This window comes from Massilia putida (assembly GCF_001941825.1).
GTDB classification, from domain to species: domain Bacteria; phylum Pseudomonadota; class Gammaproteobacteria; order Burkholderiales; family Burkholderiaceae_D; genus Telluria; species Telluria putida.
This window is the reverse complement of record NZ_CP019038.1, coordinates 4,304,167-4,327,995: the sequence shown is the minus strand read 5'-3', so window position 1 is coordinate 4,327,995 and position 23,829 is coordinate 4,304,167. Positions and strand designations below refer to the sequence as shown.

Sequence of the window (23,829 nt, the reverse complement as noted above, 5' to 3'; positions counted from 1 at the left end):
GCTTAACCGGCCTTTTTCAGGCGCGGGCCCTTGTCGTATTTCTTCAGGATCTGCTGGTGCAGCCCGGCCAGCGCCGGCAGCTTGGGATTGACCGGATCGAGGCGGCGCACGCCCGCAATATAACCCAAGGCCTGCTGGCCGAGGCGCTCGTCCCAGCCGTCGTGGTCCAGGCATTTCAGGGTGGCCAGCGCCGCGTTGAACACGACTTGCGGATTGTCCGGCAGCTTGGTCACCGCTTCCTGCATCAGCATGACGGCGCCCTTGTAATCGCCGCCCTTGGCCTTGGCGGCGCCCGTGGCGACGAGGTCGACCACCTGCTGGCGGCTTTCCAGCACCAGCTTCTGCGCCATCTCGGCCTGCCCGGCATTCTCGAACACAGCCATCGCGCGCGCCATCGCGGCGCCGTTCTGGGCATTGCGCATGACCTCGCGCACGACGTCGGCGGCGCCTTCTTCCATGCCGTTCTCGATGCACGTGCGGGCCAGTTCCAGCTTGATGTCGGGACGCAGTTCGGGCGCGTCCTTGTTGGCCGCCAGGGCCGCCGCCAGCGACTCGGCCAGGCGCGCCTCGTTGCCCGTGTATTCGTGCACGAGGCTCGACGCGATGGCGCTGCACAGCGGCGTGTGCTTCTGGAAGGCCATCGATTTATCGAGGTCGCGGATGACGGCCGCGGCCTGCACGGGGTCGCCCTTGCGCACGAGGGTCTGCACGAGCAGCACGTGGTCCTGCGGGTCCTTGAACTCGGAATACTTGGCCTTGCTGACGACCTGCTTGAGGATCTTCTCGGCCGTCTCGTGGTCGCCCGCTTCCAGCGCCGTCTCGCCCAGCTTGCGCAGCCGGCGCACCGCGTGCGGCGACACCGCCACCGCCTCCGTCAGCACGGCCTGCGCATCGCCCAGCGCGCCGATTGCCTCGTGGGTGCGGGCGAGCCAGTCGTAGGCGTCGACGAAGTTCTTGTTGCTGTCGACGAGGTCTTCGAGCATGTCGCGCGCTTCGTCGAAGCGCTCGCGCAAGAACAGGGTCTTGGCCAGGCCGAGGCGCGCCCAGGCGATGGCCTTGGTCTCGACCAGTTTGCGGTAGAGCGGCTCGGCCTCGTGCGGCTCGCCGAGGAACATGTGCAGCTCGGCGCGCAGGCGCATGAAGTCGACGAGGTAGCGCGGATGGCGCTCTTCGCCTTCGAGGCAGGCGCCGATCGCTTCGCGCTGGCTCCCCGCCTCCATCAGCTCGTACACGGGCAGCAGCGCGTTGCGCCGCTCCAGGCCGCGCGCGATACGCTCGAGCAGGCGGTCGGCCGTGAACGGTTTCAGCACGTAATCGGTGGGGCCCAGTTCGGCGGCGCTGACGACCTTGCCGTAATCGCCTTCGGCCGTGACCATGAAGAACATGGTCGACAGCGGCATGAGCTTGTGGTGGCGCACGTCCTCGAGCAGTTGCTGGCCGTCCTGGCCGCCTTCCAGCGCGTATTCGCACAGGATCAGGTCGTAGTGCTTCAGGCCGAGGTGCTTCACGGCCTGGTTCGAGCCGCCGACGTGGTCGATCTTGCTCAGGCCGCACATGTTCAGCATGTTGTGGATCGTCGAGCGCATTCCGGCATGCGGCTCGATGATCAGGGCGGTGAGGCCGTCAAGTTCGTTCATATCCCGGTTTTCCGTATGTGCCTGCGATGGGCAAATGGGCTGCATGGGCCCGGTGGTCTACCGAGTATATTACGTCCAGGGAACAAAATTCTTGAATTTCACCTATTTGCGACCCAATGAAATGTCGCAAAAAACCACACTTTCGGTATCAGGCGCCCGGCTGACGCGCCGCAGCCTGGCGCAACGGGGCGTGGCGGCCGTTGACGCATTCCGGGCGGGCCCCGCCAATCATGATGTTCTGGTAACGGACTTCGTACTTGCCCGCGGACAGTTTATCGATCAGGAATTTGGCGCGGCCCAGCACATACGCGTGGCGCACGTTGGAGCGGCGGTCCAGGTCGTAGATCTTGACCAGCACCGGCGACGGATTATTGCTGTTGTCGACCAGGACCTGCATCTCGTTGCCCTGGTTGCCGAGCGGGTAACCGTCGATATAGCCGGATTGCGCGGGCCACGGATCGCCCGTCGGCGCCACCTGAGCCTGCAGGTCGGTGTCGCAATCGGGAGCGCGGGCCGGCACGACCAGCTGGGTCACGGCGAGGGCCTTGATGTCGGGCGGCGCATCGGTCTGCCCGGCGGGACGCGCCCAGCCGTCGGCGCTGGTGTCGCTGCCGAGCGGGTCCGGCGGAGAGTTCGGGGTCGAGGCCGACGCGGAGGCCGACGCGGATGCCGCCGGCGTCGCGGGAGCGGAATGGGCCTTGGCCGGCCAGGCCAGCGCGCTCGGCAAGACCCTGGGCGGATCGAGCAGGACGATGGTCAATGCGCCGCCGCCCGCGAAGGCGGCCAGCATGAGGCCCCACCAGCGCGGATCGCGCAGCATGCGCCAGCGCGACGGCGCCGCGACCTGGCGCGGTTCCCAATGCGGGTCGCCGCGCGGTCGTTCCCGGCCATCCTCGCCATGGGAACTTTCCAGCCACTCGACTTCCCACTCTTCCGACGCGATCCACTCGTCGTGCTCCTTGCGGCGCACGGGATCGGAGAGGATGTTATAGGCCGTATTGACGATGGCCATGATGCGGGCGGCGCGCTCGTCGCCCGGGTTCTTGTCGGGGTGGTATTTCTGACTCAGCGCCTTGTAGGCCGCGCGAATGACTTCCTGCGGTGCGTGGCGCGACACCTTCAGGTTGTCATAATGGGTATGGATCTTGGCCATGGGTCGGAGTCGGGTTGCACGGGCGCCAGCTACTTCAATATTAGCCGATTCGTTCTATAACGGCAGAGGCGCGGGGCAGCCTGCCGGACGCGCGGCGTTACAGCATAGCCGGGTTTGTGTCCACCGCGCAAGATGCCAGTATCACAACTTGTGGCTGCGATCGGCACGCTCGATGGCGGGATCGACGTCGACACCGCTGCCGACGATGAGTACCTTGAACAATTCCCCCATTTCGGCCGGCGACACGAGCTTTTGCACGGCCTTCGACTGCGGCAGATAGCGCAGCGCATCTTCCGGATCCGTCCTGAGCAGCAATTCGCCGATGCCGCACGCCAGCAGGAACGCGGCCTGGCTCATATAGCCGAGCACGTCGAGCCCGGCGCCGTGGGCCGCCAGCGCCATCGCCGTGAAGTCGACGTGCGCCGTGATGTCCTGCAGGCCCGGCAGATAGAACGGATCGGGGTGCGCGTGGTGGCGGTAATGACACATCAGCGTGCCGCTCGTGCGTTCGTCGAAATAATATTCGTGGGCGGGAAAGCCGTAGTCGATCAGGATCGCGGCGCCTTTGCCTTTCTCAAACATCTGCGCCAGCGAGCGCATGAAACCGCAGCCGATGGGGTGCACCTCTGTCAGATAGCCGTCCTGCAGCGTATCGGCATCGGGGATCTGGCGCGCGATCTGGTCCAGCAAAGCAGCGTCGGGCTCGGCGGACGCGAAGGCGAAGCGGCCCGCGTCGACCGTCACCATCTGGCGCTGCCAGCGGCCGCCGTCGCGCAGGACGAGTTCGACCGGCATCGCGTCCAGCACTTCGTTGGCGAGGACGACGCCGTGGAACGCGTCCGGAAAATCGTGCACCCAGCGCACCTGGGGGAAATCCTTCAGCGCTTCCTGCTGGCGCGCGCGCAATTCTCCCGACAGTTCGATGATCGTATAGCTGTCGATGCGCACGCCCAGTTCGCCCAGCGTCGTCAGGACGTCGAACGCCAGTTTGCCGGTGCCGGCGCCGAATTCGATGATGTTGGGGCCACTTTGGGCCATAATAGCGGCGGCCGCGCGCGCCAGCGTGGCGCCGAACAGCGGGCTGATTTCGGGCGAGGTGGTGAAATCGCCGTCGCGGCCCAGCTTGGCCGCTCCGCCGCTGTAATAGCCGAGATTCGGCGCGTACAGCGCCAGTTCCATGAAACGCGAAAACGGGATGGCGCCGCCCTGGTCGGCGATCTCGGCAGCGATCATGCGCTGCAGGGCTTGGGACGCGGCCAGCGCGTCGCCGGAGGGAAGTGGTAGGGACATCCGGCCATTGTAGCGAGAATCGGCAGGGACCAACAAACGGCCGCCATCACGATGACACAGACATATACGAACGACGAGCAGGCCCCGGCCTGCCGCAATCCCGAGACCCACGCCGCCAACGACGCCGCCGCGCCCCACGCCCGGCGCGCCCGGGTGGCGCTGGTCACGGGCGCGGGACGGCGCATCGGGCGCGCCATCGCGCTCGGCCTGGCCGAAGCCGGCTGGGACATCGCCGTGCACTACCGCCAGTCCGCATCCGATGCGGACGAGGTCGTGACGGCGATCCGCGCCCTGGGCCGGCGCGCCGTCGCGCTGCACGCCGACCTCGCCATTGATGCGGCCGTGCGCGCCCTGCCGCGCCAGGCCGTGCACCTGCTGGGCGCACTGGATTGCATCGTCAACAACGCTTCGTTGTTCGAATACGACAAGCCGGACGCGTTTTCGCCGACCCTGCTGGCCACCCATATGCAGTGCAATGTGGCCGCGCCGCTGCTGCTCGCACAGGAACTGCACGCGCTGGTGCCGGACGGCGGCCAGGCCGTCGTGATCAACTTGCTGGACCAGAAACTGTACAATCTCAACCCGGATTTTTTGTCGTACACGTTGTCAAAGGCAGCCTTGCAGACGGCCACCACCTTGCTGGCCCAGGCGCTCGCGCCGAAGCTGCGCGTCGTCGGCGTCGCGCCCGGCATCACGCTCGTGTCCGGCGACCAGAGCGAGGACGGCTTCCAGCGCGCGCACCAGATCACGCCGCTGGGCCGCTCGTCCACGCCGCAAGACATCGTCGACGCCGTGTGCTACGCGGCGAACGCGAAGGCGCTGACCGGCACCACCCTGCTCGTCGACGGCGGCCAGCACCTGATGCCGCTGGCCCGCGACGTGATGTTTTTGACCGAATAACCCCTTATATCGAAGGTTTCCTATGTTGTCCGCCCTGTTCTACCCGCAGCTGCGCGATTGCCGCAGGCTGTTCCTGCGCAATTACGAAGTCATGATCAACATCGGTGTCCATGAGTTCGAAAAGAAGGGCGAGCAACGCGTCCTGATCAATGTCGACCTGTACATTCCGCTCGCCCTGTCGACGCCCAAGGACGACCAGCTGCACGAAGTGGTCGACTACGATTTCATGCGCGAGACCATCGCCCGCCGCATGGCGCAAGGCCACGTGCAGTTGCAGGAAACCCTGTGCGACGACGTCGTGAAGGCGATGCTGGCCCACCCGAACGTGCGCGCGGCCCGCGTGTCGACGATGAAGCCCGACGTGTATCCCGACTGCGAAGGCGTCGGCGTCGAAGTATTCCAGATCAAGGATGAAGCATGAATGAAGTGACGATGGCGCGTCCGGCCGATGACGCCGCGGTGCTCGAGCCTGCCGACAAGAAGGCGGAAAAACAGGCTTACGAGAACAACAAGCTGCACAAGCGCCTGTGCCGCCTCGTCGGCCAGGCGATCGGCGATTTCAACATGATCGAGGACGGCGACAAGGTCATGGTCTGCCTGTCCGGCGGCAAGGACAGCTATGCCTTGCTGGACATCCTCATGACGCTGCGCGAACGCGCGCCCATCCACTTCGACATCGTCGCCGTCAACCTCGACCAGAAACAGCCGAACTTCCCGCCCGAAGTGCTGCCGGCCTACCTGACGAAGCTCGACATCCCGTTCCACATCGAGAACCAGGACACGTACAGCATCGTCAAACGCCTGATCCCGGAAGGCAAGACGACGTGCTCGCTGTGCTCGCGCCTGCGCCGCGGCATCCTGTACCGCGTCGCCGACGAGCTCGGCTGCACGAAGATCGCCCTGGGCCACCACCGCGACGACATCCTCGAGACCTTTTTCCTGAACATGTTCTTCGGCGCGAAGATCAAGGGCATGCCGCCGAAACTCGTCTCGGACGACGGCAAGCACGTCGTGATCCGCCCGCTGGCCTATGTGAAGGAAGCGGACACCGAACGCTACGCGGAAGTGAAACAGTTCCCGATCATCCCGTGCGACCTGTGCGGCTCGCAGGAAAACCTGCAGAGAAAACAGATCAAGGCCATGCTGCGCGACTGGGAGAAGAAATACCCGGGCCGCGTGGAAAACATCTTCTCGTCGCTGTCGACCGTCGTGCCGTCGCACCTGATGGACCGCGACATGTTCGGCTTCGCCGACCTGAAGGCCGACGGCGTCGCGAATCCGGCCGGCGACATCGCCTTCGATGAAGAGCCGTGCGGGGTGCCGGCGACGGGGACCATTCCGCTGCAGCCGCTCTGATCCACATTACGCGGCGCCACATGCCCGGCCGAGCATGGCGGCGCCGCGTGGGTGACGTTGTCTGTGTAGTACAGTTTCGTCAAGACGGGTGATGAGATCGATTTCAATCGAGCGAGGACCGGCCAAGCATGACCACAGGCCGGTAAAGCGATGTAATATTCCTACCTCGTTCGCGGCGCCCTGCGGCGTGCGCCTCATCCAACCCACCTGGATTCCTCATGCAAATCGGCCAACCTGCCGGTACCGCCCAGCCGGGCGGCGCCTCCGCCACCGCCAATCCCCAAGTCGCGAGCCTGCGTGTGTTCGTGTTCGCCCTGTTCTTCACGTTCGGCGGCATCACGAGCCTGAACGACGTCATCATCCCGAAACTGAAAGACCTGTTCACGCTGTCGTACGCGCAGGCGATGCTCGTGCAATCGGCCTTCTTTGCCGCCTACTTCATCGTCTCGCTGCCGGCCGCCGCCATCGTGCAGCGCATCGGCTACATGCGCACCGCCGTCGTCGGCCTGCTCACGATGACGGCGGGCTGCCTGCTGTTCATTCCCGCCTCCTCGTCCGGCATGTTCATCACCTTCCTGCTGGCGCTGTTCGTGCTGGCGGCCGGCATCACCATCGTGCAGGTCGTGGCGAATCCGCTGATCTCGATGCTGGGCGCCCCGGCCACGGCATCCAGCCGCCTGACGTTCGCCCAGGCCTTCAACTCGCTCGGCACGACCGTCTTTCCCTACGTCGGCGCGATCCTGATCCTTGGCTCGCTGGCCCACGTCGACCAGACCACGCTGTCGGCCGACGCCCTCGCCGCCTACCGCGCGGCTGAAAGCCAGGTCGTCGTGCACACCTATCTCGGCCTCGCCATCGCGCTGGCCGTCGTTGCCCTCCTCGTCTGGATGAACCACAAGAAGCTCGTCGAACATCCGCACCCCGAAAGCAGCATGTGGGGCGCGTTCGACTTGCTGAAACAGCCCCGCTTCGCGTTCGGCACCCTGTGCATCTTCCTGTACGTTGGCGCGGAAGTCGCCGTCGGCTCGCTGATCGTCAACTACCTGATGCAACACGACGTGCTGGGCCTGGGTGCGGAAGCCGCCGGCAAGCACGTGCCGCTGTACTGGGGCGGCGCCATGGTCGGCCGTTTCCTCGGCGCCTACATCCTGCGCATCTGGTCGCCCGGCAAGGTGCTGGCCGGCGCCGGCGCCATCGCCGCCCTGCTGCTGCTCGTCTCCGCCACCACGCACGGCGCAACCTCCGGCTGGGCGCTGCTGGCCATCGGCCTCGTCAACTCGATCATGTTCCCGACCATCTTCACCCTGGCCTCGGAAGGCCTGGGCGAGCGCGCGGCCGAAGGCTCGGGCCTGATCTGCGTGGCCATCGTCGGCGGTGCCATCGTGCCCCTGATTACGGGCTATGCCGCCGACCTCGCCGGCCTGCGCCTTGCGCTGGCCGTGCCCGCGCTGTGCTACCTGCTGATCCTCGCGTTCGGCTGGTACGCGCGCCGGCCGCTGCAGCCCGCCTGACCCGTCATCTTCCGCCCGGTCACCCGGCCACGTCGGTTCCGGCCGGGCTCACGTCGTCCAGGCGCTTGCGCGCCGGCCCGAGCTGGCGCAGCGCGCGGCCATTGATGCGGTCACGCTCCGCATCGCGCAGCCAGCCCCATTTGTTGAAATAGCGCCAGGCCGATACGTACCGTCGCCAGCACGCCGCCACCCGTCCGCGCGCGCCGGCGCACACGGATTCGCGCACAGGATCGCGCATCACCGTCACGTGCGGCACGAAGACCGTACGCGCGATGCGTGCGACGCGGCGCGCCAAGTCGACCGTGTCGAAGCGCAGCAGGAAGCGCTCGTCGAACATCCCGACCCGCAGCACGGTCTCGACCCGCATCAGCAGGCAGCACGCCGGCGGCACCGGCACCTCCATCACCCGGCTGTAGCCGCTCGCGTGCAGCTGATAGCGCGCCAGCCTGCCGCTGGACCGGTGCAGCAGCGGAAAGCAGCGTCCCAGCAGCAATTCGAACGGCCCCGGCAGCAGGCAGCACAAGGGTTGCAGGCGCCCATCCACCCCCTGCACGCGCGGCGCCAGCAGACCGACGTCGGGATGCTGCTCCATATAGGCGACCATCCGGGCCATCGCGTCGAGCGGCAGGCCGATGTCTGGGCCGAGCAGCAGGTGGTACACACTCCCGGCGCCCACCGCCTCGTGCAAGATCCGGTTATGGGCGCGCGCGTGACCGGGCCGGTCGGGCTGCGGGCGGTAGTGCACGCCGTAGCGTCCGGCCAGCGCCGCCAGACCGGGCTGCCGCGCATCGTCGACCAGGTAGACCAGCAGGTGCGGACACGCGGTCGCGAGGCTGAGCAGCAGATGCTCGACCCGGTCCAGCGCCGCCGTGCCGCAGACGATGCAGCAGCTGGCGCGCACGGCGGTGGCGCACATGGTCAGCCCCCGCCGCGCGCACGTGTTCGACGGGTGGTTGCAATATAAAAGACCTTGTCCATGGCACGCTCCTCGATCAACACACATGAATTGAGAGTGACGCCGTGCGCGTCAGTTGCAGAGGAATCGACGGCGGTTGCGCAGGATCAGGCCGCGTGCATGTGCCGCCGACGAATGGAGATGGATGAGGTCCAACCGTGCATGGTCCGCGTGCGCATGCGGACCATGTGGAGGATGCGCCTGGTGTTACAGCGCCACGTCGGTGCGCAACACCGGGTACAGGTTCAGCCGCTCATCCCAGGACGGGTGGCGGCGCGCGAAGAATTCGAGGCGGGCATGGGGGTCCTGCGCGAACGCCGGGTCGTGCTCGACCCTGTCGCGGAATGCCGCGGCCAGCGCCGGGTCGCGTGCCATCTGCTCGCGCGCCACGTCCTCGGCCACGTATTCCTCCATGTATTCCTTGCGCTCGAAGGCGTTGTTGAACTCGCCCCAGGCCAGCAGCGAATCCGGGGCCTGCGGCTCGAACAAGGCCATCACGAGGCGCGCCTTGGGCTGGGCGATCGGCACGAACAGCGCCCCTTTGACGAGGCTGCGCGCCTCGGGTTTCCACGCGCCTTCGATTTTCAAACGCTGGTGCGATTCGAACGACGTCGCGGCGAACGTGGCCTGTTCGGCGCGGAACGTTTGCACGGGCGCGGCGGCGATGGCCTTGTCCAGCTTGCGGAACACGATGCCGTGTTGCGTGAGCTTGGCCGCGACCATCCGCGCCCAGGCCGCCGGCACCACGTAGCCCGCGCCCGGCGCCGGCACCTGCAGGTCCGCCACGACCTCGTCGCGCAACGGCACGTGCCAGACTTGCGGCTTCGTTTCGTCGTAACGCGTCATCAGCATGCCCGACACGTCCGACATCGTGCGCGTGTAGGCATAGCCCTGGAAGTCGACCATCGTCGTCTTGTCGGTGGTGCGGTACGTCAGGGCCACCGGCTGGCCGGCGATGTGCGTGGCGCGCGCGTCGGCGGCGCGCGCCGCCTGCATCCACTCGGCGCCGTGGGCGGCCACCTGCCGCAGCACGGAGACGACGGCATTGTGCGTGATGCGCACGCGGGTCGGGTAGTCCTTCCACGAGTGCGTCTCGACGAGCATGGCCATCCGGTTGCGCAGCTGGAAATAGCCGGTCGAGAAGCGCGGGTCGGAGACGCCGTCGACGAAGCCCGAGGCCGGGTCGTCCGTCTCCTTGAACGACATGTAATAGGACTGCGGCATCGAGCCCTGCTTGCTGATGTCGGCGATGACGTTCGCGCGCAGCGCCTGGCCGGCCTTGCGGAAGTCCGGATCGCCCGAGTACACGGGTTCGACCTGGATGGAAACGTCGTGCTGGAACATGGCGCCGTCCGTCACGTGCAAGTCGACATAGGTCAGCGGATCCCAGGCGTTCACGAGGGCCAGCATGGCCTGCATCTCGGGCGCGTCGGCCTTCACGTAGTCACGGTTCAGGTTGAAATTCTGTGCCGTCGTGCGCCAGCCCATCTCGACGGGACCGCGCTGGTTCGGGCGGTTCCATTTGGCGAAGCGCTCGTGGCCGTCGACGTTGAACACGGGGACGAACAGCAGCACCTGTTGATCGAGCACGCCGGATGCGGTTTTCCCTTCCAGGATCTGGCGCAGCGCGAGGAAGCCGGCGTCCTTGCCGTCGATCTCGCCGGCGTGAATGCCGCCCTGGATCAGCGTCACCGGCAGACCGGCCTTGCGCGCCGCCTCCGGCGTGAACACGCCGCGGGCATTGACGGCCAGCGCCAGCATGGGCCGGCCTTCCGGCGTCGTGCCGAACTGCAAGCATTTCACTTGCTTCGGATACGCCTGCTGGAACGCACCGCACAGCTTGACGACTTCATCGTAGCGGCCCGTGGCCTGGAAGCCGGAGCGCTCGGACACGGTGGCCAGGTCGGTGGCGGCGTGCGCCAGGGGGGCGGCCAACAGGGCCAGCAACAACGCGGTGCGGATCATCGAGACATCTCCGGCAACAAGAAAGATTCAAGCCGGAAATTATAAATCGGTGACCCGGGTTTAGCGCGTCCTGGGCGGATAAATCGCGATCTCTTTCATCTGCGACCGCGCCAGATGCATCGGTACCCCGCGCGCCCGCGCCGTCGTCGACGCCGGGCAGGCGTTGGTGGCGCGGTACGACAGCGCGGCGGCCAGCATGCCCTCGGCCGGGTCGCCCAGCGCGTGCGCCATGTCGTCGGACACGGCGCAGGTCGGCGCGAAGCCGTCCGCGAAATCGCCGAAGCCCTTCGCGTTGGTGCCTTGGAACTGGATCGTGAAGTACGTGGTGCCGCAATTGTCCATCGGCGTGAAGCCGTAGGGCTTGCCGCAGGTCGTGCCGCCGATGAGGTCGACCTGGACATCGATGCCGCGAAGGCCGTTGATCACGGCTTCGCTGGCCGAGCACGTGTCGGACGTCGTCAGCACGGTCACGTGCTTGAGGCCCAGATAAGGCAGCGCCATATTGCGCGGCGCGGAAAAGCCGTAGGCCGTGTTGCGGAATGGGATCGGGGCGTCGGGTGCCGTCTTGTCGTTGTAGATCGCGCGTTCGAACGTCTTGCCGGCTGATGCCGGTCCCGCGATCATGTAGCCGAGCTCGCTGGCAACGTACAGCAGGCCGCCGCCGTTGTAGCGCATGTCGAGCACGAGGTCCGACACGCCCTGGTTCTTGAGACTCGTGAACGCGTTGACCAGCTGCCCTTCGGCGACGGCGTTATGGTCCTCGAAACTCAGATAGCCCACCTTGCCGGTCGGGGTGTCGATCACCTTGACGTTTTTCACGGGCGTCGTGGTGACGACGGCCGACGTCAGCGCGACATCGAACGTGTTGTCGCCGCGCCGGAGGGTGAGTGTGTGGTGCTCGCCCGCCGTGTCCGGCGACAGGCCGGCGTTCAGCTTGGCGACCTGGTCCTTGCCGGTGGTATTGATGAAGTCGAGGCCGTCGACGGCCGTCAACAGGTCGCCGCGCTGGATGCCGGCGGCGGCAGCGGGCGAGCCCGGCTCGATGATCGCGGCGATCCACGTGCGCGGCGCCGTCGTGGAATTGACGGACCACGTCAGGCCGTAGCCCGTGTCCTGGCTCGCATTGCTGAGCGCATCCCATTCCGCCGTCGTGTAGGTGAAATGGAAACGGTCCTTGGCCTTGCCCGACGCGGTCAGCAACGGGGTCTTCAGGGCGGCAAAATAGTCGAGCGCGTTCGTGTAGTCCGCCATGTGGACGGTGGACGGGATTTCGTTGTACCAGAGATAAGTCGCGTCGCTCCAGCCGCGCAGGAATTTCATCTCATCCTGCAGCGTGCCCTGGCGGTCCGGGAACGGCACGCCCTCGGCATCGGCACCCGTGCGCGGCGCGGCGCACAGGTTTTGGTAGCTCATGTAATCGGCCGGGATCGGGTCCGGCGTGTCGGCCGGTGGCGTGGGCGTCGTCGGTCCAGCCGGTGGCGTCGGCGTCGCGGGCGTAGGCGTGCCCGTGCCGGGGTTGCTGGCGACGGGTGTCGATGCGCCGGTATTCGGATTCCCGCCACCGCCACCGCAGCCGGACAGCGTCAGGAAAGTGGCAAAAGCGCAGGCGAGCAAGCGGGAATACGTGGGCGGCGAGCCGAAGGCGGAGTGCGAAGTCATGCGTCCGATTATAGACCTGGCCGCTCCGCCAAATGCATCCAACTGTAACAGTTGGAGAGATGCGACAGCGCCCTGCCGGTGCGATTCCGGCAGGGGCGCGCGATCAGGCTGCGCGGGTGGCGGTGCCGCCCGCGTGGAAGGCGGACACCAGTTCCGCTTCCTTGCGCCTGGCCGCCGCGAGGTTGCGCTCCTTGACGTGGCCGAAGCCGCGGATGTCTTCCGGAATGCTCGCGATCGCGACCGCCTGCGCCAAATTCTCGGCCGTCAGCTTGGGCAGCAGGCCTTCGACGGTGGCACGGTACTGCTGGACCAACGCGCGTTCCATCTTGCGCTCGGCCGTGTGGCCGAACGGATCGAGCGCGGTGCCGCGCAAGCCTTTCAGCTTCGCCAGCACGCCGAAGGCCTTCATCATCCACGGGCCGAATTCCTGTTTCACGAGGTGGCCGTCCTTGTCCTTCTTCGCGAACAGCGGCGGCGCCAGGTGGAACTTCAGTTTGACGTCGCCTTCGAACATGCCGTCGATCTTGGCCATGAACGCCGGATCGGTGTACAGGCGGGCAACCTCGTACTCGTCCTTGTACGCCATCAGCTTGTGCAGGTAGCGCGCGACCGCTTCCGTCAGACGCGTGCCCTTGCCCAGCTTCTCTTCCGCGGCGCGGACCCGGTCGACGAATGCCTTGTACTGCGCGGCATAGCCAGCGTTCTGGTACGCGGTCAACAGTTCGACGCGGCGCTTGACGAGGTCGTCGAGCGATTGCGAACGTTTGAATTCGATCACCTTCGCGGGCGTGGTCAGCTTCTGCACCGACGGCAGGTCGTGCGCGGCCGTGCGGCCCCAGTTGAAGGCGGCCTTGTTGAAGCCGACGGACACGCCGTTCAACTCGATCGCCTTCATGATCGACGCTTCCTGCAGCGGCACATGGCCCTTCTGGAACGCATAGCCCAGCATGAACATGTTCGTGGCGATGGCGTCGCCCATCAGGGTCGTGGCGATGTGGCCGGCGTCGATGAAGTCGACGTTGTTCTCGCCGCAAGCCTGCACGATGGCGCCGCGCGAGCCTTCGGCCGGGAATTGCCAGTCCGGGTTCTTGATGAACGCGGCCGTCGTCGCACCGCTGCTGTTCACGGCGGCCCACGTGCGGCCTTCTCCCATGCGCGACAGCGCGTCGCGGCTGGCGGTGACGATCTGGTCGCAGCCGATCACGAGGTCGGCGTTACCCGTGCCGACGCGCGTCGAGTGCAGGTCGGACTGGCGGTCGGCGAGGCGCACGTGCGACATCACCGGACCGCCCTTTTGCGCGAGGCCGCTCATGTCGAGGACCAGCGCGCCCTTGCCTTCGACGTGCGCGGCCACCGCGAGGATCTGGCCGACCGTCACGACGCCCGTGCCGCCGATGCCGGTGACGAGGATACCGAACGGGTTCGTCGTCGAAGGAATCTTCGGCATCGGCAGCGACGGCGGCGTCGCGTCGGACGTCGCCTTCTTGGGCTTTTTCAGCCCGCCGCCTTCGACCGTGACGAAGCTCGGGCAGAAGCCGGTGACGCACGAAAAATCCTTGTTGCACGAGGACTGGTTGATCTGGCGCTTGCGGCCCAGTTCCGTCTCCAGCGGTTCGACGGACAGGCAATTCGACTGCTTCGAGCAATCGCCGCAGCCTTCGCACACGGCTTCGTTGATCACGGCGCGCTTGGCCGGATCGGGATACGCACCCTTCTTCCGGCGGCGGCGCTTTTCCGACGCACAGGTCTGGTCGTAGATCATGGCCGACACGCCCGGCATCTCGCGCAGTTCGCGCTGCACGTCCATCAGTTCCGCGCGGTGGCGCACGGTGACGCCTTCGGCCCACGGATAATCGTCCGGGTATTTTTCCGGTTCGTCGGTGACGACGATGATCGGTTTGACGCCTTCGGCCGCGAGCTGGCGGCTGATCTTGGCCGGATCGAGCGGACCGTCGACGACCTGGCCGCCCGTCATGGCGACGGCGTCGTTGTAGAGAATCTTGTAGGTGATGTTGACCTTGGCCGCCACCGACGCGCGGATCGCCAGCACGCCCGAGTGGTAATACGTGCCGTCGCCGAGGTTCGCGAACACGTGCTTCTCGCCCGTGAACGGCGCCTGGCCGATCCACGTGACGCCCTCGCCCCCCATGTGCGTGAACGTGGACGTCTCGCGGTCCATCCACAGCACCATGTAGTGGCAGCCGATACCGGCCATCGCGCGCGACCCTTCCGGCACCTTGGTCGAGCTGTTGTGCGGGCAGCCGGAGCAGAAGTACGGGATGCGGTCCGTTTCCGGATTCGCTTTCGGGATGTTCTTGAGGATCAGCTCCTTCGCTTCCAGGAAGGCGATGCGCTCGTTCACGCGCTGCTCGACCGGATGGCCGGCGCAGTAGTGCGAGATGCGCGACGCGATCGCGCGCGCGATCTGGGCCGGATTCAGTTCGTAATTCGCGGACAGCAGCCAGTCGCCCTGGCCGGAGCGGTTCTTGACGCTCCATTCGCCCGTGTCGTCGAACTTGCCGACGACGCGCGGCCGCTCGCTGTCCGGCAGGTTGTACAGCTCTTCCTTCAGTGCGTATTCCAGCACTTGACGCTTTTCCTCGACGACGAGGATCTCGTCCAGGCCGCACGCGAATTCGTGCACGCCGACCGAGTCGAGCGGCCACGTCATGCCGACCTTATACACGCGCAGGCCGATGTCGCGTGCCGCCTGCTCGTCGATGCCGAGGTCGGCCAGCGCCTGGCGCGTGTCGAGATACGATTTGCCGGCCGTGATGATGCCGATCTTGGGCGTCGGGCTGTCCCACACGATCTGGTTCAGCTTATTGGCGCGCGCGTACGCCAGCGCGGCATACCACTTGTAGTGGTTCATGCGCACTTCCTGGTCCAGCACGGCGTCCGGCCAGCGGATGTTCAAGCCGCCCGCCGGCATCTCGAAGTCGGTCGGCAGGATGGTCTGCACGCGGTCCGGATCGAGGTCGACGACGGCGCCGGACTCGATGATGTCGGTCACGCATTTCATCGACACCCACAGGCCGCTGTAGCGGCTCATCGCCCAGGCATGCAAGCCATAGTCGAGGTATTCCTGCACGGACGACGGGTACAGCACGGGAATGCCGCAGTGGTGCAGGATGTGGTCGGACTGGTGCGCCGTCGACGACGATTTCGCCGCGTGGTCGTCACCGGCCAGCACGAGCACGCCGCCATTCTTGGCGGAGCCCGCGTTGTTGCCGTGTTTGAACACGTCGCCGCAGCGGTCGACGCCCGGGCCCTTGCCATACCACATGGCGAACACGCCGTCGTACTTCGCATCCTTGAACAGATTGGTCTGCTGCGTGCCCCAGACGGCCGTCGCCGCCAGGTCTTCGTTCATGCCGGGGTGGAAGTGGACGTGGTGCGCTTCCAGGTGTTTTTTCGCTTTCCACGCCGTCTGGTCGACCTGGGTCACCGGCGAGCCGCGGTAGCCCGTGATATAGCCTGCCGTGTTCAGGCCGGCCTTGAGGTCGCGTTCGCGCTGCAGCATCGGCAGGCGGATCAGGGCCTGGGTGCCCGTCATGAAGGCGCGGCCGCGCTCGAGCGTCCATTTGTCGTCGAGCGTGATCTGGTGGGGCGGTAGCGGTTCCAGTTGGGTGCGGTCCAGCGGGGCGTTCATGCGTGTCTCCGATTATGTTTACCGTATTTCGGTTGGGGCCAGTATAGACCTGTGTCACAAGCATTAAATTTCAATGAATTCCCCCCGTCCGACGATTTGCGCAATAAAATTGCGACACGCGCCCGTCCTGAGGAGAATTCATGTCAAAAATCGAGCTGGATAAAACCGACCGTAAAATCCTGGCCATCCTCCAGTCGGATGGCCGCCTGTCCAACCAGGACGTGGCCGAGCGCGTCAGCCTGTCGCCGTCGCCCTGTCTGCGGCGCATCAAACGCCTGGAGGAAGCCGGTGTCATCCGGCAATACGTCGCCCTGCTCGATCCCGACAAGCTGGGACTGGGCCTGCTGGCCTATGTAAATGTCCGCCTTGAAAAACACAGCGAAGGCGCGCCGAACGCGCGCGTGCCGGCCACGTCGCCGCGCTTCGAATTCGCCCAGGCCGTGTCGACCTGGCCCGAAGTCGTGGCCTGCTATGCGATGACGGGGGAAATGGATTTCCTGCTGCGCGTGCACGTGGAAGACATGGACCACTTCTCGCGCTTCATGATGAGCACCCTGCTGCGCCACCCGGCCGTGCTGGACGTCAAATCGAGTTTTGCCCTGCAGCGCATCAAGGAAACGACTGCGCTTCCCATCGTTTGATTCGCGTTCTTATGCTGTTTAGTGATAAGCGCGAAACACGCGGGGGAATGCGCCCGCGCGTTTGACCCTGCGCGGCGCCGTCGGTAATCTCGACCGGGTCTCGGTCCGGTCGCCCCGCAGGGAACGGTGGCCGGTTCGTCTCCAGCCGGGGTGGTCCGGCTCTTCTTTCCGATGCACCGGGGCCTACCCGGTACGTCGGTTTTTTTTTGTCCCTACCAGCCGGCTGGCCGCCGCAGTTGCGGCAGCAGTTCGGCCGCCATCGCCGCATGCTGGTCCGTCGTCGGGTGACCGTTGACGGCGTCGCCCGGCCGATGCGCCGCCGGTGCGAGCAGGTGGACGCGCCTATCGCCCACCCGCGCCATCGCCTCCTCGAGATAACCGATCAGCGCCGCCTTCTTGTCGCCGTCCAGCAGCACGCCTTCCGTCAGCGCGACCTGCGTGTGCGGATGGTCGCGCAGCACCGCCGTGTACGCGTCGCCCTTGAGGATGTCGTAGCGGTTCATCTGCGGTGCCAGGCGCAGCGTGCCCGCGGGCTTGCCGTCCACGATCACGTCGACGAGGCTGCGGGTACCGCCCGCGGTATCGACGGCAAGACGGGTACCGTCGACGGCCAGCAGCAAGGTCACGCCGGGATACCCAAAACGCACCGTGCCGTCGGCGGCGGCGACCGTGCGGCCCATGCGGGCCACGTGGATGTCGCTCGCCGTGATGGTCTGTTCGGCCGCCGCGCCGGCCGCGCACAATGCCAGCAGCACGGCGATCAGCGGCCGACGCGTCACGCGCCCTTCTTCAGGCGCAGCAACACGACGCCGTGCGCGGGCACGGTCGCCTCGAGGCGGCGGCTCGTGTCGCCCGTCTTGCCGGTCCAGGCGTCCGTCCAGTGCCACGTAGCCTGTTTAAAATCGACGTCGCGCTTGCTGAGATCATCGACGACGACGTTCTGCTTCCAGTCGTAATGCAACGGCAGCGCCGCCTCGCCGCGGTTCAACACCATGAACGCCCATTCGTCGTTCGCGAGCGGCTTGGCCCACATTTCGACCTGGCCCTGTTTCCAGAAACGCAGCGCGGGCACGCCCAGCGGGTCCTGGTTGATCGCGATGACCTCACGACGGCCGATGATTTTCTTCACCGAGTCCGGCATCGAACGCAGGTCGTTGCCGAGGATGAGCGGGGAATTCATCATCGACCAGATCGAGAAGTGGGCGCGGTCCTCGTCTTCCGTCATGCCCATGCCGACTTCCAACATGTCCATGTCGTTCCAGTGGCCCGGCCCCGCGTACTTGCGCAGGCCCGCCTGCATGTCGAGGATGCGCATCACGCCCCATGCGGACCACGAGCCGGCGCTCTTTTCGCAATCCCAGCACGGATAGATGTCGCCCGTCGTGCGCCACGAATGGCCCACGTCGGCCGCCCATTCCCACGGCTTGTTGTCGCCCCATTCGCAAATGCTGAACAGGATCGGGCGGTTCGCCGCGCGGATCGCGTCGCGCATCGTCGTGTAGGCGCCGACCGCGTTGATGCCCTTGCTTTCGCACCAGTCGTATTTCAGGTAGTCGATGCCCCAGGCCGCATACGTCTTCGCATCCTGGTATTCGTGGCCGCGGCTGCCGGGACGGCCGCCGCAGGTCTTGTCGCCGACGTCCGAATAAATGCCCAGCTTGAGGCCGCGCGCATGCACATAGTCGGACAGGGCTTTCATGCCGGACGGGAAGCGCTGCGGGTCCGGCCGGATGTCGCCGTGTTCGTCGCGCGCGCCGTGCCAGCAATCGTCGATGTTGATGTACTGGTAGCCGGCATCCTTCAAGCCCAGCTTGACCATCGCGTCGGCCGTCTCGCGGATCAACTTTTCGTCGATGTCGCAGGCGAATTTATTCCAGCTGTTCCAGCCCATCTGCGGCGTGGCCGCGAGGCCGTCGAATTTCTGCGCCCAGGCCGCGGCCGGGGATGCCGCGATGGTGGCGGCAAGGATCAGGGAGGTACTGCGTTTCACTATTTTGCTCCAATCGTCTTCAGGCGTTTATCGTGGTCCGCGATCAACTTGAGCGAGCTGGCATCGCTGTCGAACACGGAATAAAGGCCCTGCTCTTCCTGCGGCGGATCGCCGACGAAATCGTTACCCGGCTTCCACCAGTAATCCGCATTGGCCGCGCGCCCCGCGCCGCCCCAGGCCCAGAAGTTCCAGCCGGCGACCGGGTCGCCCGCGGCGGCGCGCTTCTCCAGCGTGGTGAAGACGTCGTTGTAGAAGCGGTCGCGCACCTTGGTCGAGGCCTTGATGTCGAAGGCGCCGCCGTCGCGGTTCAGGCCGAACTCTTCCAGCACGATCGGCTTGCCCAGCTGCTTGGCATAGTCGACGTGCACGTTCAGGTAGTGGCTGGCCTTGTCCATCATGCCGTTCCATGTGGCGTCGGGCTTCTTCGGATCGAACCAGCCCCAGTTCGCCGGCCACAGGTGATACGTCAGATAGGCGATGTCCGGCGTGCGGTGCGCGTCCAGGTACAAAGACGCGTCCTGCGCGGAGCCGGCGAGACCCTCGCTGCCCGTGCTGACCATGTGGTTGCCGTCGAGCGAGCGGATGTAGCGGGCGGTGTCGGCGATCCACTTCACGTACGTCGCTTTTTCCTGCGGCGTGGACTTGCTGTTGCCGGGGCGCGGTTCGTTCGCGAGCTGCCACGACAGGATCGTCGGGTCGTCGCGGTAAGGCGTCTTCGTCACCGTGTTCGTGCGCTGGACGATCTTCGCGATCACGTTGCGGTATTCGGCCTGGGCGCGGGCGTTCGTGTAGAACGTCGCGTTTTCGGCCATGAAGCGCTCGTAGTCCTTGCTCACGTTCGGATCGTGCGCGGGCGAGCCGGTGAACCAGTTCAGGTACTGGGTCATCCCGCCGGACCACTGCCAGAAATTATTCAGGTAGAGCACGGCCGTCATGTCACGCTTCGCCAGTTCGGCCATCAAAAAGTCCAGGCCCTGCAGCAGCAGCTCGTCGTACTGCCCGGGCGCGCTCGTCGTGGCGGGACTGACGGCGCTCTTCATTGCCGTCTTTTCCGACACGGCCAGCACGCGCACGTTGTTGATGCCGAGCGCCTTCATGTGGTCCAGTTCCTTGACAAGACGGGCCCGCTGGCCGACGCCGGTCGGCGCGCCGAGATAGCCGCCATACCAGAAGTTCGCGCCGGCGATCATGTAGCGCTGGCCGTTGCGTTCGAAATGGCTGTCCTTGACGGCCACGAAGCCGCTGCTGCCCGCCGCTTGTGCCGCGCCTGCCATCAGCAGGGCGGCGGCCACGGAGAACTTGCTGAAAATGCCGAACTTGCGTTGCATGGTCGTAGTCTCCTCGCGCTCCTTGGGGAACGTCGTCGTATGGATCATGCGCCGCCCGCCGACCGGCGGGCGGCAAAGCGAAACTCAGCGCTTAGGACGGCCGCGCACGTCGAGCGTGGACGCCGGCAGGTCGACCGTCACGCTGGTCGCGTTCTTGCCTGCGGCGTCTTCGGCGAGCACCACCTTGTACTTGCCCTTGGCGATGCGCCAGGTCTTGGACTTCTCGTCGAACATGCCGAGAATGCGCGGCTCGACGACGACGTCGACCTCTTTCGATTCACCCGGCTGCAGCGCGACCTTGTCCCAGCCGGCCAGGCGCTTCGGCGCTTCCCACTTCGCGGCCAGCGGCGACACATACACCTGCGGCACGTCCTTGCCGGCGACGTTGCCCGTGTTCGTGACCTTGAAGCGCACGTGCACGCGGCCATCCTTGACCTGGCTCGCCAGGCCCGAGTACGAGAACGTCGTGTACGACAGGCCGTGACCGAACGGGAACAGCGGGCTCAGGCCCTTCTGGTCGAACCATTTATAGCCGACCGCGGCGCCTTCCTTGTAATCGACGGTGAAGCGCTGCTCCGGCTGTTTCGGATCGCCGTCCAGTTTCGGACGCGGCAGCTGCTGCTCGGAGACCGGGAACGTGGCCGGCAGGTGGCCCGACGGATTGACAAAGCCGAACAGCACGCGCGCGATCGCTTCGCCGCCGCTCGTGCCCGGATACCAGGCTTCCAGCACGGCCGGCGTCTTCGCGACCCACGGCATGGCGACGGGGCCGCCCGTCTCCAGCACGACGACGGTGCGTGCATTGGCGCCGGCGACGTTGTCGATCAGCGTGTCCTGGTTGTCCGGCAGAGACAGCGACGCCGCATCGTTCGCTTCGCCGATCCACTGCGTCGCGAACACGAGCGCGACGTCCGCCTGCGCGGCCACGCGCGCGGCGCGCGCGGGATCGGTGCCGTCGTCGTACACGATCTTCGCGTCCGGCGCCAGCGCCTGGATGGCGCGCAGCGGCGACGACGGGTGGTACACGACCGGACCCGGCCAGCTTTTCGGCTCCAGACCCTTCACGGCCATGCCGCCCACCGGATACACCTGCGACGAACCACCGCCCGACAGCACGCCCACGTCGGCATGGCCGCCGATGATGGCGATGGTCTTCACGTCCTTCGACAGCGGCAGGACGCGGTTGTCGTTCTTCAGCAGGACGATGCCCTCTTCCGCCGTCGCGCGGCTGACGGCGCCGTTCTTGGCGAAGTCGATGTTGCCCCCCTGCGCGACCGGATTGTCCACGACGCCCTTGGCGAACATGGCGCGCACGATGCGTGTCGCCATGTCGTTAAGGCGCGCTTCCGACACGTGGCCGTTCTTGACGGCTTCTTCCAGCGCGCCGCCGAAGTACGGCGACTTGTCGAATTCCTGGCCGGACTGGCGGTCCAGGCCGTGGTTCGCGGCTTCCACGGTGCTGTGGGTCGCGCCCCAGTCGGACATCACATAACCCTTGAAACCCCAGTCCTTCTTGAGGACTTCGTTTAGCAGGTAGTCGTTCTCGCACGCGTAGGTGCCGTACACGCGGTTGTACGAGCACATGACGGAGCCGGCGTCGGACTGCTCCAGCGCGATCTGCATCGCGAGCAGGTCGGACATGCGCGACGCGGCTTTGTCGATGTGGACGTCGAGCTCGTTGCGGCCCGTTTCCTGGTCGTTCAGCACGTAGTGCTTGACGGTCGAGATGACGTGGTTCGACTCGATGCCTTTCACCGCATGGCCGACGATCGTGCCGGCCAGCAGCGGGTCCTCGCCCGCGTATTCGAAATTGCGGCCGTTGCGCGGATCGCGCATCAGGTTCACGCCGCCGGCCAGCATCACGTTGAAGCCGGACAGGCGCGCTTCGGAACCGATCATCGCGCCGCCGGCGTAGGCCATCTGCGTGTCCCACGTCGATGCGGTGGCCAGACCCGACGGCAGCTGCGTGCGCTCGCGCGGCGTCGGCGTGGCCTGGGTGGCGACGCCGAGGCCGGCGTCCGTTTCCAGCAGGTCCGGCAGGCCGAGGCGCGGGTTACCCGGCACGAAGCCGGCCGAGAACGGGATCGCGCCCTTCGGCGGCGTGGTGCCCTTGGGGGCGAATGCGGTGCCGAAATAGCCGAACACCCAGCGCAGTTTTTCTTCGCGGGTCATGGCTTTCACAGCGAGTTGGGCGCGCTGGTCGGCGCTCAGGGAACGGTTCATCCACGGCTGCTGGGCCGGGGTGTCGGCGGCGGCGGCGAACAGGGGGAATGCGGCGGCCAGGGCCGCGACGAGGGTCAGTTGAGTCAAACGCATGGGACGAGGCTCTCTCAGGATTCGGATCGTTATAGGTATGCGGCGCAGCGCCGCCGCGGGACACCACGCGGCGGCAAAACGGGTCGAGCGGGTCAGACGGCCTTGACGTCCACGTACATGCGGGCGTATTTCGCGCCGAAGTACAGGATGAAGGCGTAGCACGCGGCCGGGACCAGGAACGAGGTCTGCAGGCCGATGGCGTCCGCGGCCTGGGCCTGGATGACCGGCACGACGGCGCCGCCGGCGATCGCCATCACCAGCAGGCCCGAACCCTGGCTCGTCAAGGGGCCCAGTTCATGCACCGACATGCTGAAGATGGTCGGGAACATGATCGAGTTGAACAGGCCGACGGCCAGCACGGCGAACATCGCGAGGTGGCCGTGACCGAGGACGGTCGCCACCAGCAGGACGATGCAGGCGGCCGCGTTAAAGGCCAGCACCTTGCCCGGGCTGACGGAGCGCATCACGGCCGAGCCGATGAAGCGGCCGACCATCGCGCCGCCCCAGTAATAGGCCACGTATTTCGCGCCCGTTTCGGCGGAGAAGCCGGCGATGCTCGGATCGCCCATATAGTTGATCAGGAAGCTGCCGATGCTCACTTCGGCGCCGACGTACAGGAAGATCGCCGTCACGCCCAGCATCAGGCGCTTCTGGCTGAAGATCGAACCGTGGGCCGGCCCCGCGTCCTCGTCGCGGATGATCGGCAGGCGGATCACGGCGAACAGGATGGCCAGGATCGCCAGCGTGGCGGCCAGGCCCAGGTACGGCCCCTGCACGGCCTGCGCCTGCGCGAGGCGTTCCGCGGCCGACATGTGGGCCGGATCGGCCGCTTCCGTCATGTGCGACAGGATCAGGATGCCGCCGATCGGCGGCCCGACGACGGTGCCCAGCGAGTTGAAGGCCTGGGTCAGGTTCAGGCGGCTCGACGCGGTGGCAGGGGCGCCCAGCACGGTGACGTACGGGTTCGCGGCGACCTGCAGGATCGTGATGCCGGCAGCGAGCACGAACAGCGCGAACAGGAACAGCGCGTAGACGCTGGTGGCGGCCGGATAGAACAGCGCGGCGCCGACGGCGCACACGGCCAGGCCGGCCACGGCGCCGGCTTTATAACCGATGCGGCGGATCAGCGCGCCGGCCGGAATCGACAGCAGGAAGTAACCGCTGAAGAAGGCCAGGTTCACCATCATCGCCTGTACGTACGTCAGGTTGTAGACCGACTTCAGGTGTGGAATCAGGATGTCGTTCAGCGACGTCAGGAGTCCCCACATGAAGAACAGTGCGGTGACGACGGTCAGGGGAAAGGTGTAATTCGCGGGCTGGGCCCGGTCGGCAGGCTCGATTGCGGCCGGTGATGCGCGTTCCATGTAGGTCTCCTTGTGATGTTACCGCTAACTTATAAAACAGTAACTTATATGTAAAAAGATTCTGCAAAAGCGGGGGGACCGGGTCAAACGGGGACCATGATTCGCGGCCGAG

The 23,829-nt window shown here is 66.0% G+C and carries 17 protein-coding genes; 5 read left to right on the top strand and 12 right to left on the bottom strand.

Features of this window, described 5'->3' with window-relative positions; translation table 11 throughout:
• Window positions 1–2: 2 nt before the first annotated feature.
• From BVG12_RS21430 to BVG12_RS21420, 3 genes are all read right to left on the bottom strand, one after another.
• The gene (locus BVG12_RS21430) at window positions 3–1,637 is read right to left on the bottom strand and encodes a tetratricopeptide repeat-containing response regulator (RefSeq protein WP_075794177.1); all 1,635 of its coding nucleotides are present in this window, start codon (window positions 1,635–1,637) and stop codon (window positions 3–5) included.
• Between the two features lie 148 nt (window positions 1,638–1,785).
• On the bottom strand, window positions 1,786–2,790 hold the full coding sequence (locus BVG12_RS21425) for a J domain-containing protein (RefSeq protein WP_075794176.1): 1,005 nt from the start codon (window positions 2,788–2,790) through the stop codon (window positions 1,786–1,788).
• Window positions 2,791–2,931: 141 nt separating this feature from the next.
• On the bottom strand, window positions 2,932–4,080 hold the full coding sequence (locus tag BVG12_RS21420) for a class I SAM-dependent methyltransferase (protein ID WP_075794175.1): 1,149 nt from the start codon (window positions 4,078–4,080) through the stop codon (window positions 2,932–2,934).
• 51 nt (window positions 4,081–4,131) lie between these two features.
• On the opposite strand from BVG12_RS21420, the gene BVG12_RS21415 reads away from it, so the two are divergent.
• The 4 genes from BVG12_RS21415 (at window position 4,132) to BVG12_RS21400 (ending at window position 7,847) form a co-directional block, all read left to right on the top strand.
• On the top strand, window positions 4,132–4,980 hold the full coding sequence (locus BVG12_RS21415) for an SDR family oxidoreductase (RefSeq protein ID WP_083685292.1): 849 nt from the start codon (window positions 4,132–4,134) through the stop codon (window positions 4,978–4,980).
• A 22-nt stretch (window positions 4,981–5,002) separates the two neighbouring features.
• A complete protein-coding gene (locus tag BVG12_RS21410; protein WP_075794174.1) occupies window positions 5,003–5,401 on the top strand; it encodes a dihydroneopterin aldolase in 399 nt (132 codons plus the stop codon).
• Entirely contained in the window at window positions 5,398–6,336 is a 939-nt protein-coding gene (gene ttcA / locus BVG12_RS21405; protein WP_075794173.1) for a tRNA 2-thiocytidine(32) synthetase TtcA, read from the top strand. The genes BVG12_RS21410 and ttcA overlap by 4 nt, the downstream gene beginning before the upstream one ends.
• Before the next feature lie 218 nt (window positions 6,337–6,554).
• Window positions 6,555–7,847, top strand: a complete 1,293-nt coding sequence (locus BVG12_RS21400) for a sugar MFS transporter (RefSeq protein ID WP_075794172.1) — start codon at window positions 6,555–6,557, stop codon at window positions 7,845–7,847.
• A gap of 19 nt (window positions 7,848–7,866) precedes the next feature.
• Here BVG12_RS21400 and BVG12_RS21395 read toward each other — a convergent pair whose 3' ends face one another.
• The 4 genes from BVG12_RS21395 to BVG12_RS21380 all read right to left on the bottom strand — a co-directional run bounded on the left by BVG12_RS21395 (window position 7,867) and on the right by BVG12_RS21380 (window position 16,078).
• Window positions 7,867–8,763, bottom strand: a complete 897-nt coding sequence (locus BVG12_RS21395) for a glycosyltransferase (protein ID WP_075794171.1) — start codon at window positions 8,761–8,763, stop codon at window positions 7,867–7,869.
• 246 nt (window positions 8,764–9,009) lie between these two features.
• Complete coding sequence (locus BVG12_RS21390) at window positions 9,010–10,767, bottom strand: M14 family metallopeptidase (RefSeq protein WP_075794170.1); 1,758 nt, start codon at window positions 10,765–10,767, stop codon at window positions 9,010–9,012.
• A gap of 60 nt (window positions 10,768–10,827) precedes the next feature.
• A complete protein-coding gene (locus tag BVG12_RS21385; protein ID WP_083685288.1) occupies window positions 10,828–12,426 on the bottom strand; it encodes a S41 family peptidase in 1,599 nt (532 codons plus the stop codon).
• Window positions 12,427–12,529: 103 nt separating this feature from the next.
• Complete coding sequence (locus BVG12_RS21380) at window positions 12,530–16,078, bottom strand: indolepyruvate ferredoxin oxidoreductase family protein (protein WP_075794169.1); 3,549 nt, start codon at window positions 16,076–16,078, stop codon at window positions 12,530–12,532.
• 140 nt (window positions 16,079–16,218) lie between these two features.
• Here BVG12_RS21380 and BVG12_RS21375 point away from each other — a divergent pair, with 140 nt between their 5' ends.
• Window positions 16,219–16,719, top strand: coding sequence for an Lrp/AsnC family transcriptional regulator (locus BVG12_RS21375; protein WP_075794168.1), 501 nt, complete (start codon window positions 16,219–16,221; stop codon window positions 16,717–16,719).
• Window positions 16,720–16,931: 212 nt separating this feature from the next.
• Here BVG12_RS21375 and BVG12_RS21370 read toward each other — a convergent pair whose 3' ends face one another.
• The 5 genes from BVG12_RS21370 to BVG12_RS21350 form a co-directional block, all read right to left on the bottom strand.
• Window positions 16,932–17,498, bottom strand: a complete 567-nt coding sequence (locus BVG12_RS21370) for a hypothetical protein (protein ID WP_075794167.1) — start codon at window positions 17,496–17,498, stop codon at window positions 16,932–16,934.
• Window positions 17,495–18,709 (bottom strand): glycoside hydrolase family 27 protein, encoded by a 1,215-nt coding sequence (locus BVG12_RS21365; RefSeq protein WP_075794166.1) that lies wholly within the window; start codon window positions 18,707–18,709, stop codon window positions 17,495–17,497. Before BVG12_RS21365 ends, BVG12_RS21370 begins: the two co-directional genes overlap by 4 nt.
• The gene (locus tag BVG12_RS21360; RefSeq protein WP_075794165.1) at window positions 18,709–20,037 is read right to left on the bottom strand and encodes a glycoside hydrolase 5 family protein; all 1,329 of its coding nucleotides are present in this window, start codon (window positions 20,035–20,037) and stop codon (window positions 18,709–18,711) included. Before BVG12_RS21360 ends, BVG12_RS21365 begins: the two co-directional genes overlap by 1 nt.
• A gap of 84 nt (window positions 20,038–20,121) precedes the next feature.
• Window positions 20,122–22,353: a glycoside hydrolase family 3 C-terminal domain-containing protein gene (locus BVG12_RS21355; protein ID WP_075794164.1), complete on the bottom strand. Its 2,232-nt coding sequence runs from the start codon at window positions 22,351–22,353 to the stop codon at window positions 20,122–20,124.
• Window positions 22,354–22,445: 92 nt separating this feature from the next.
• The gene (locus BVG12_RS21350) at window positions 22,446–23,717 is read right to left on the bottom strand and encodes a sugar MFS transporter (protein WP_075794163.1); all 1,272 of its coding nucleotides are present in this window, start codon (window positions 23,715–23,717) and stop codon (window positions 22,446–22,448) included.
• Window positions 23,718–23,829: the final 112 nt, after the last annotated feature.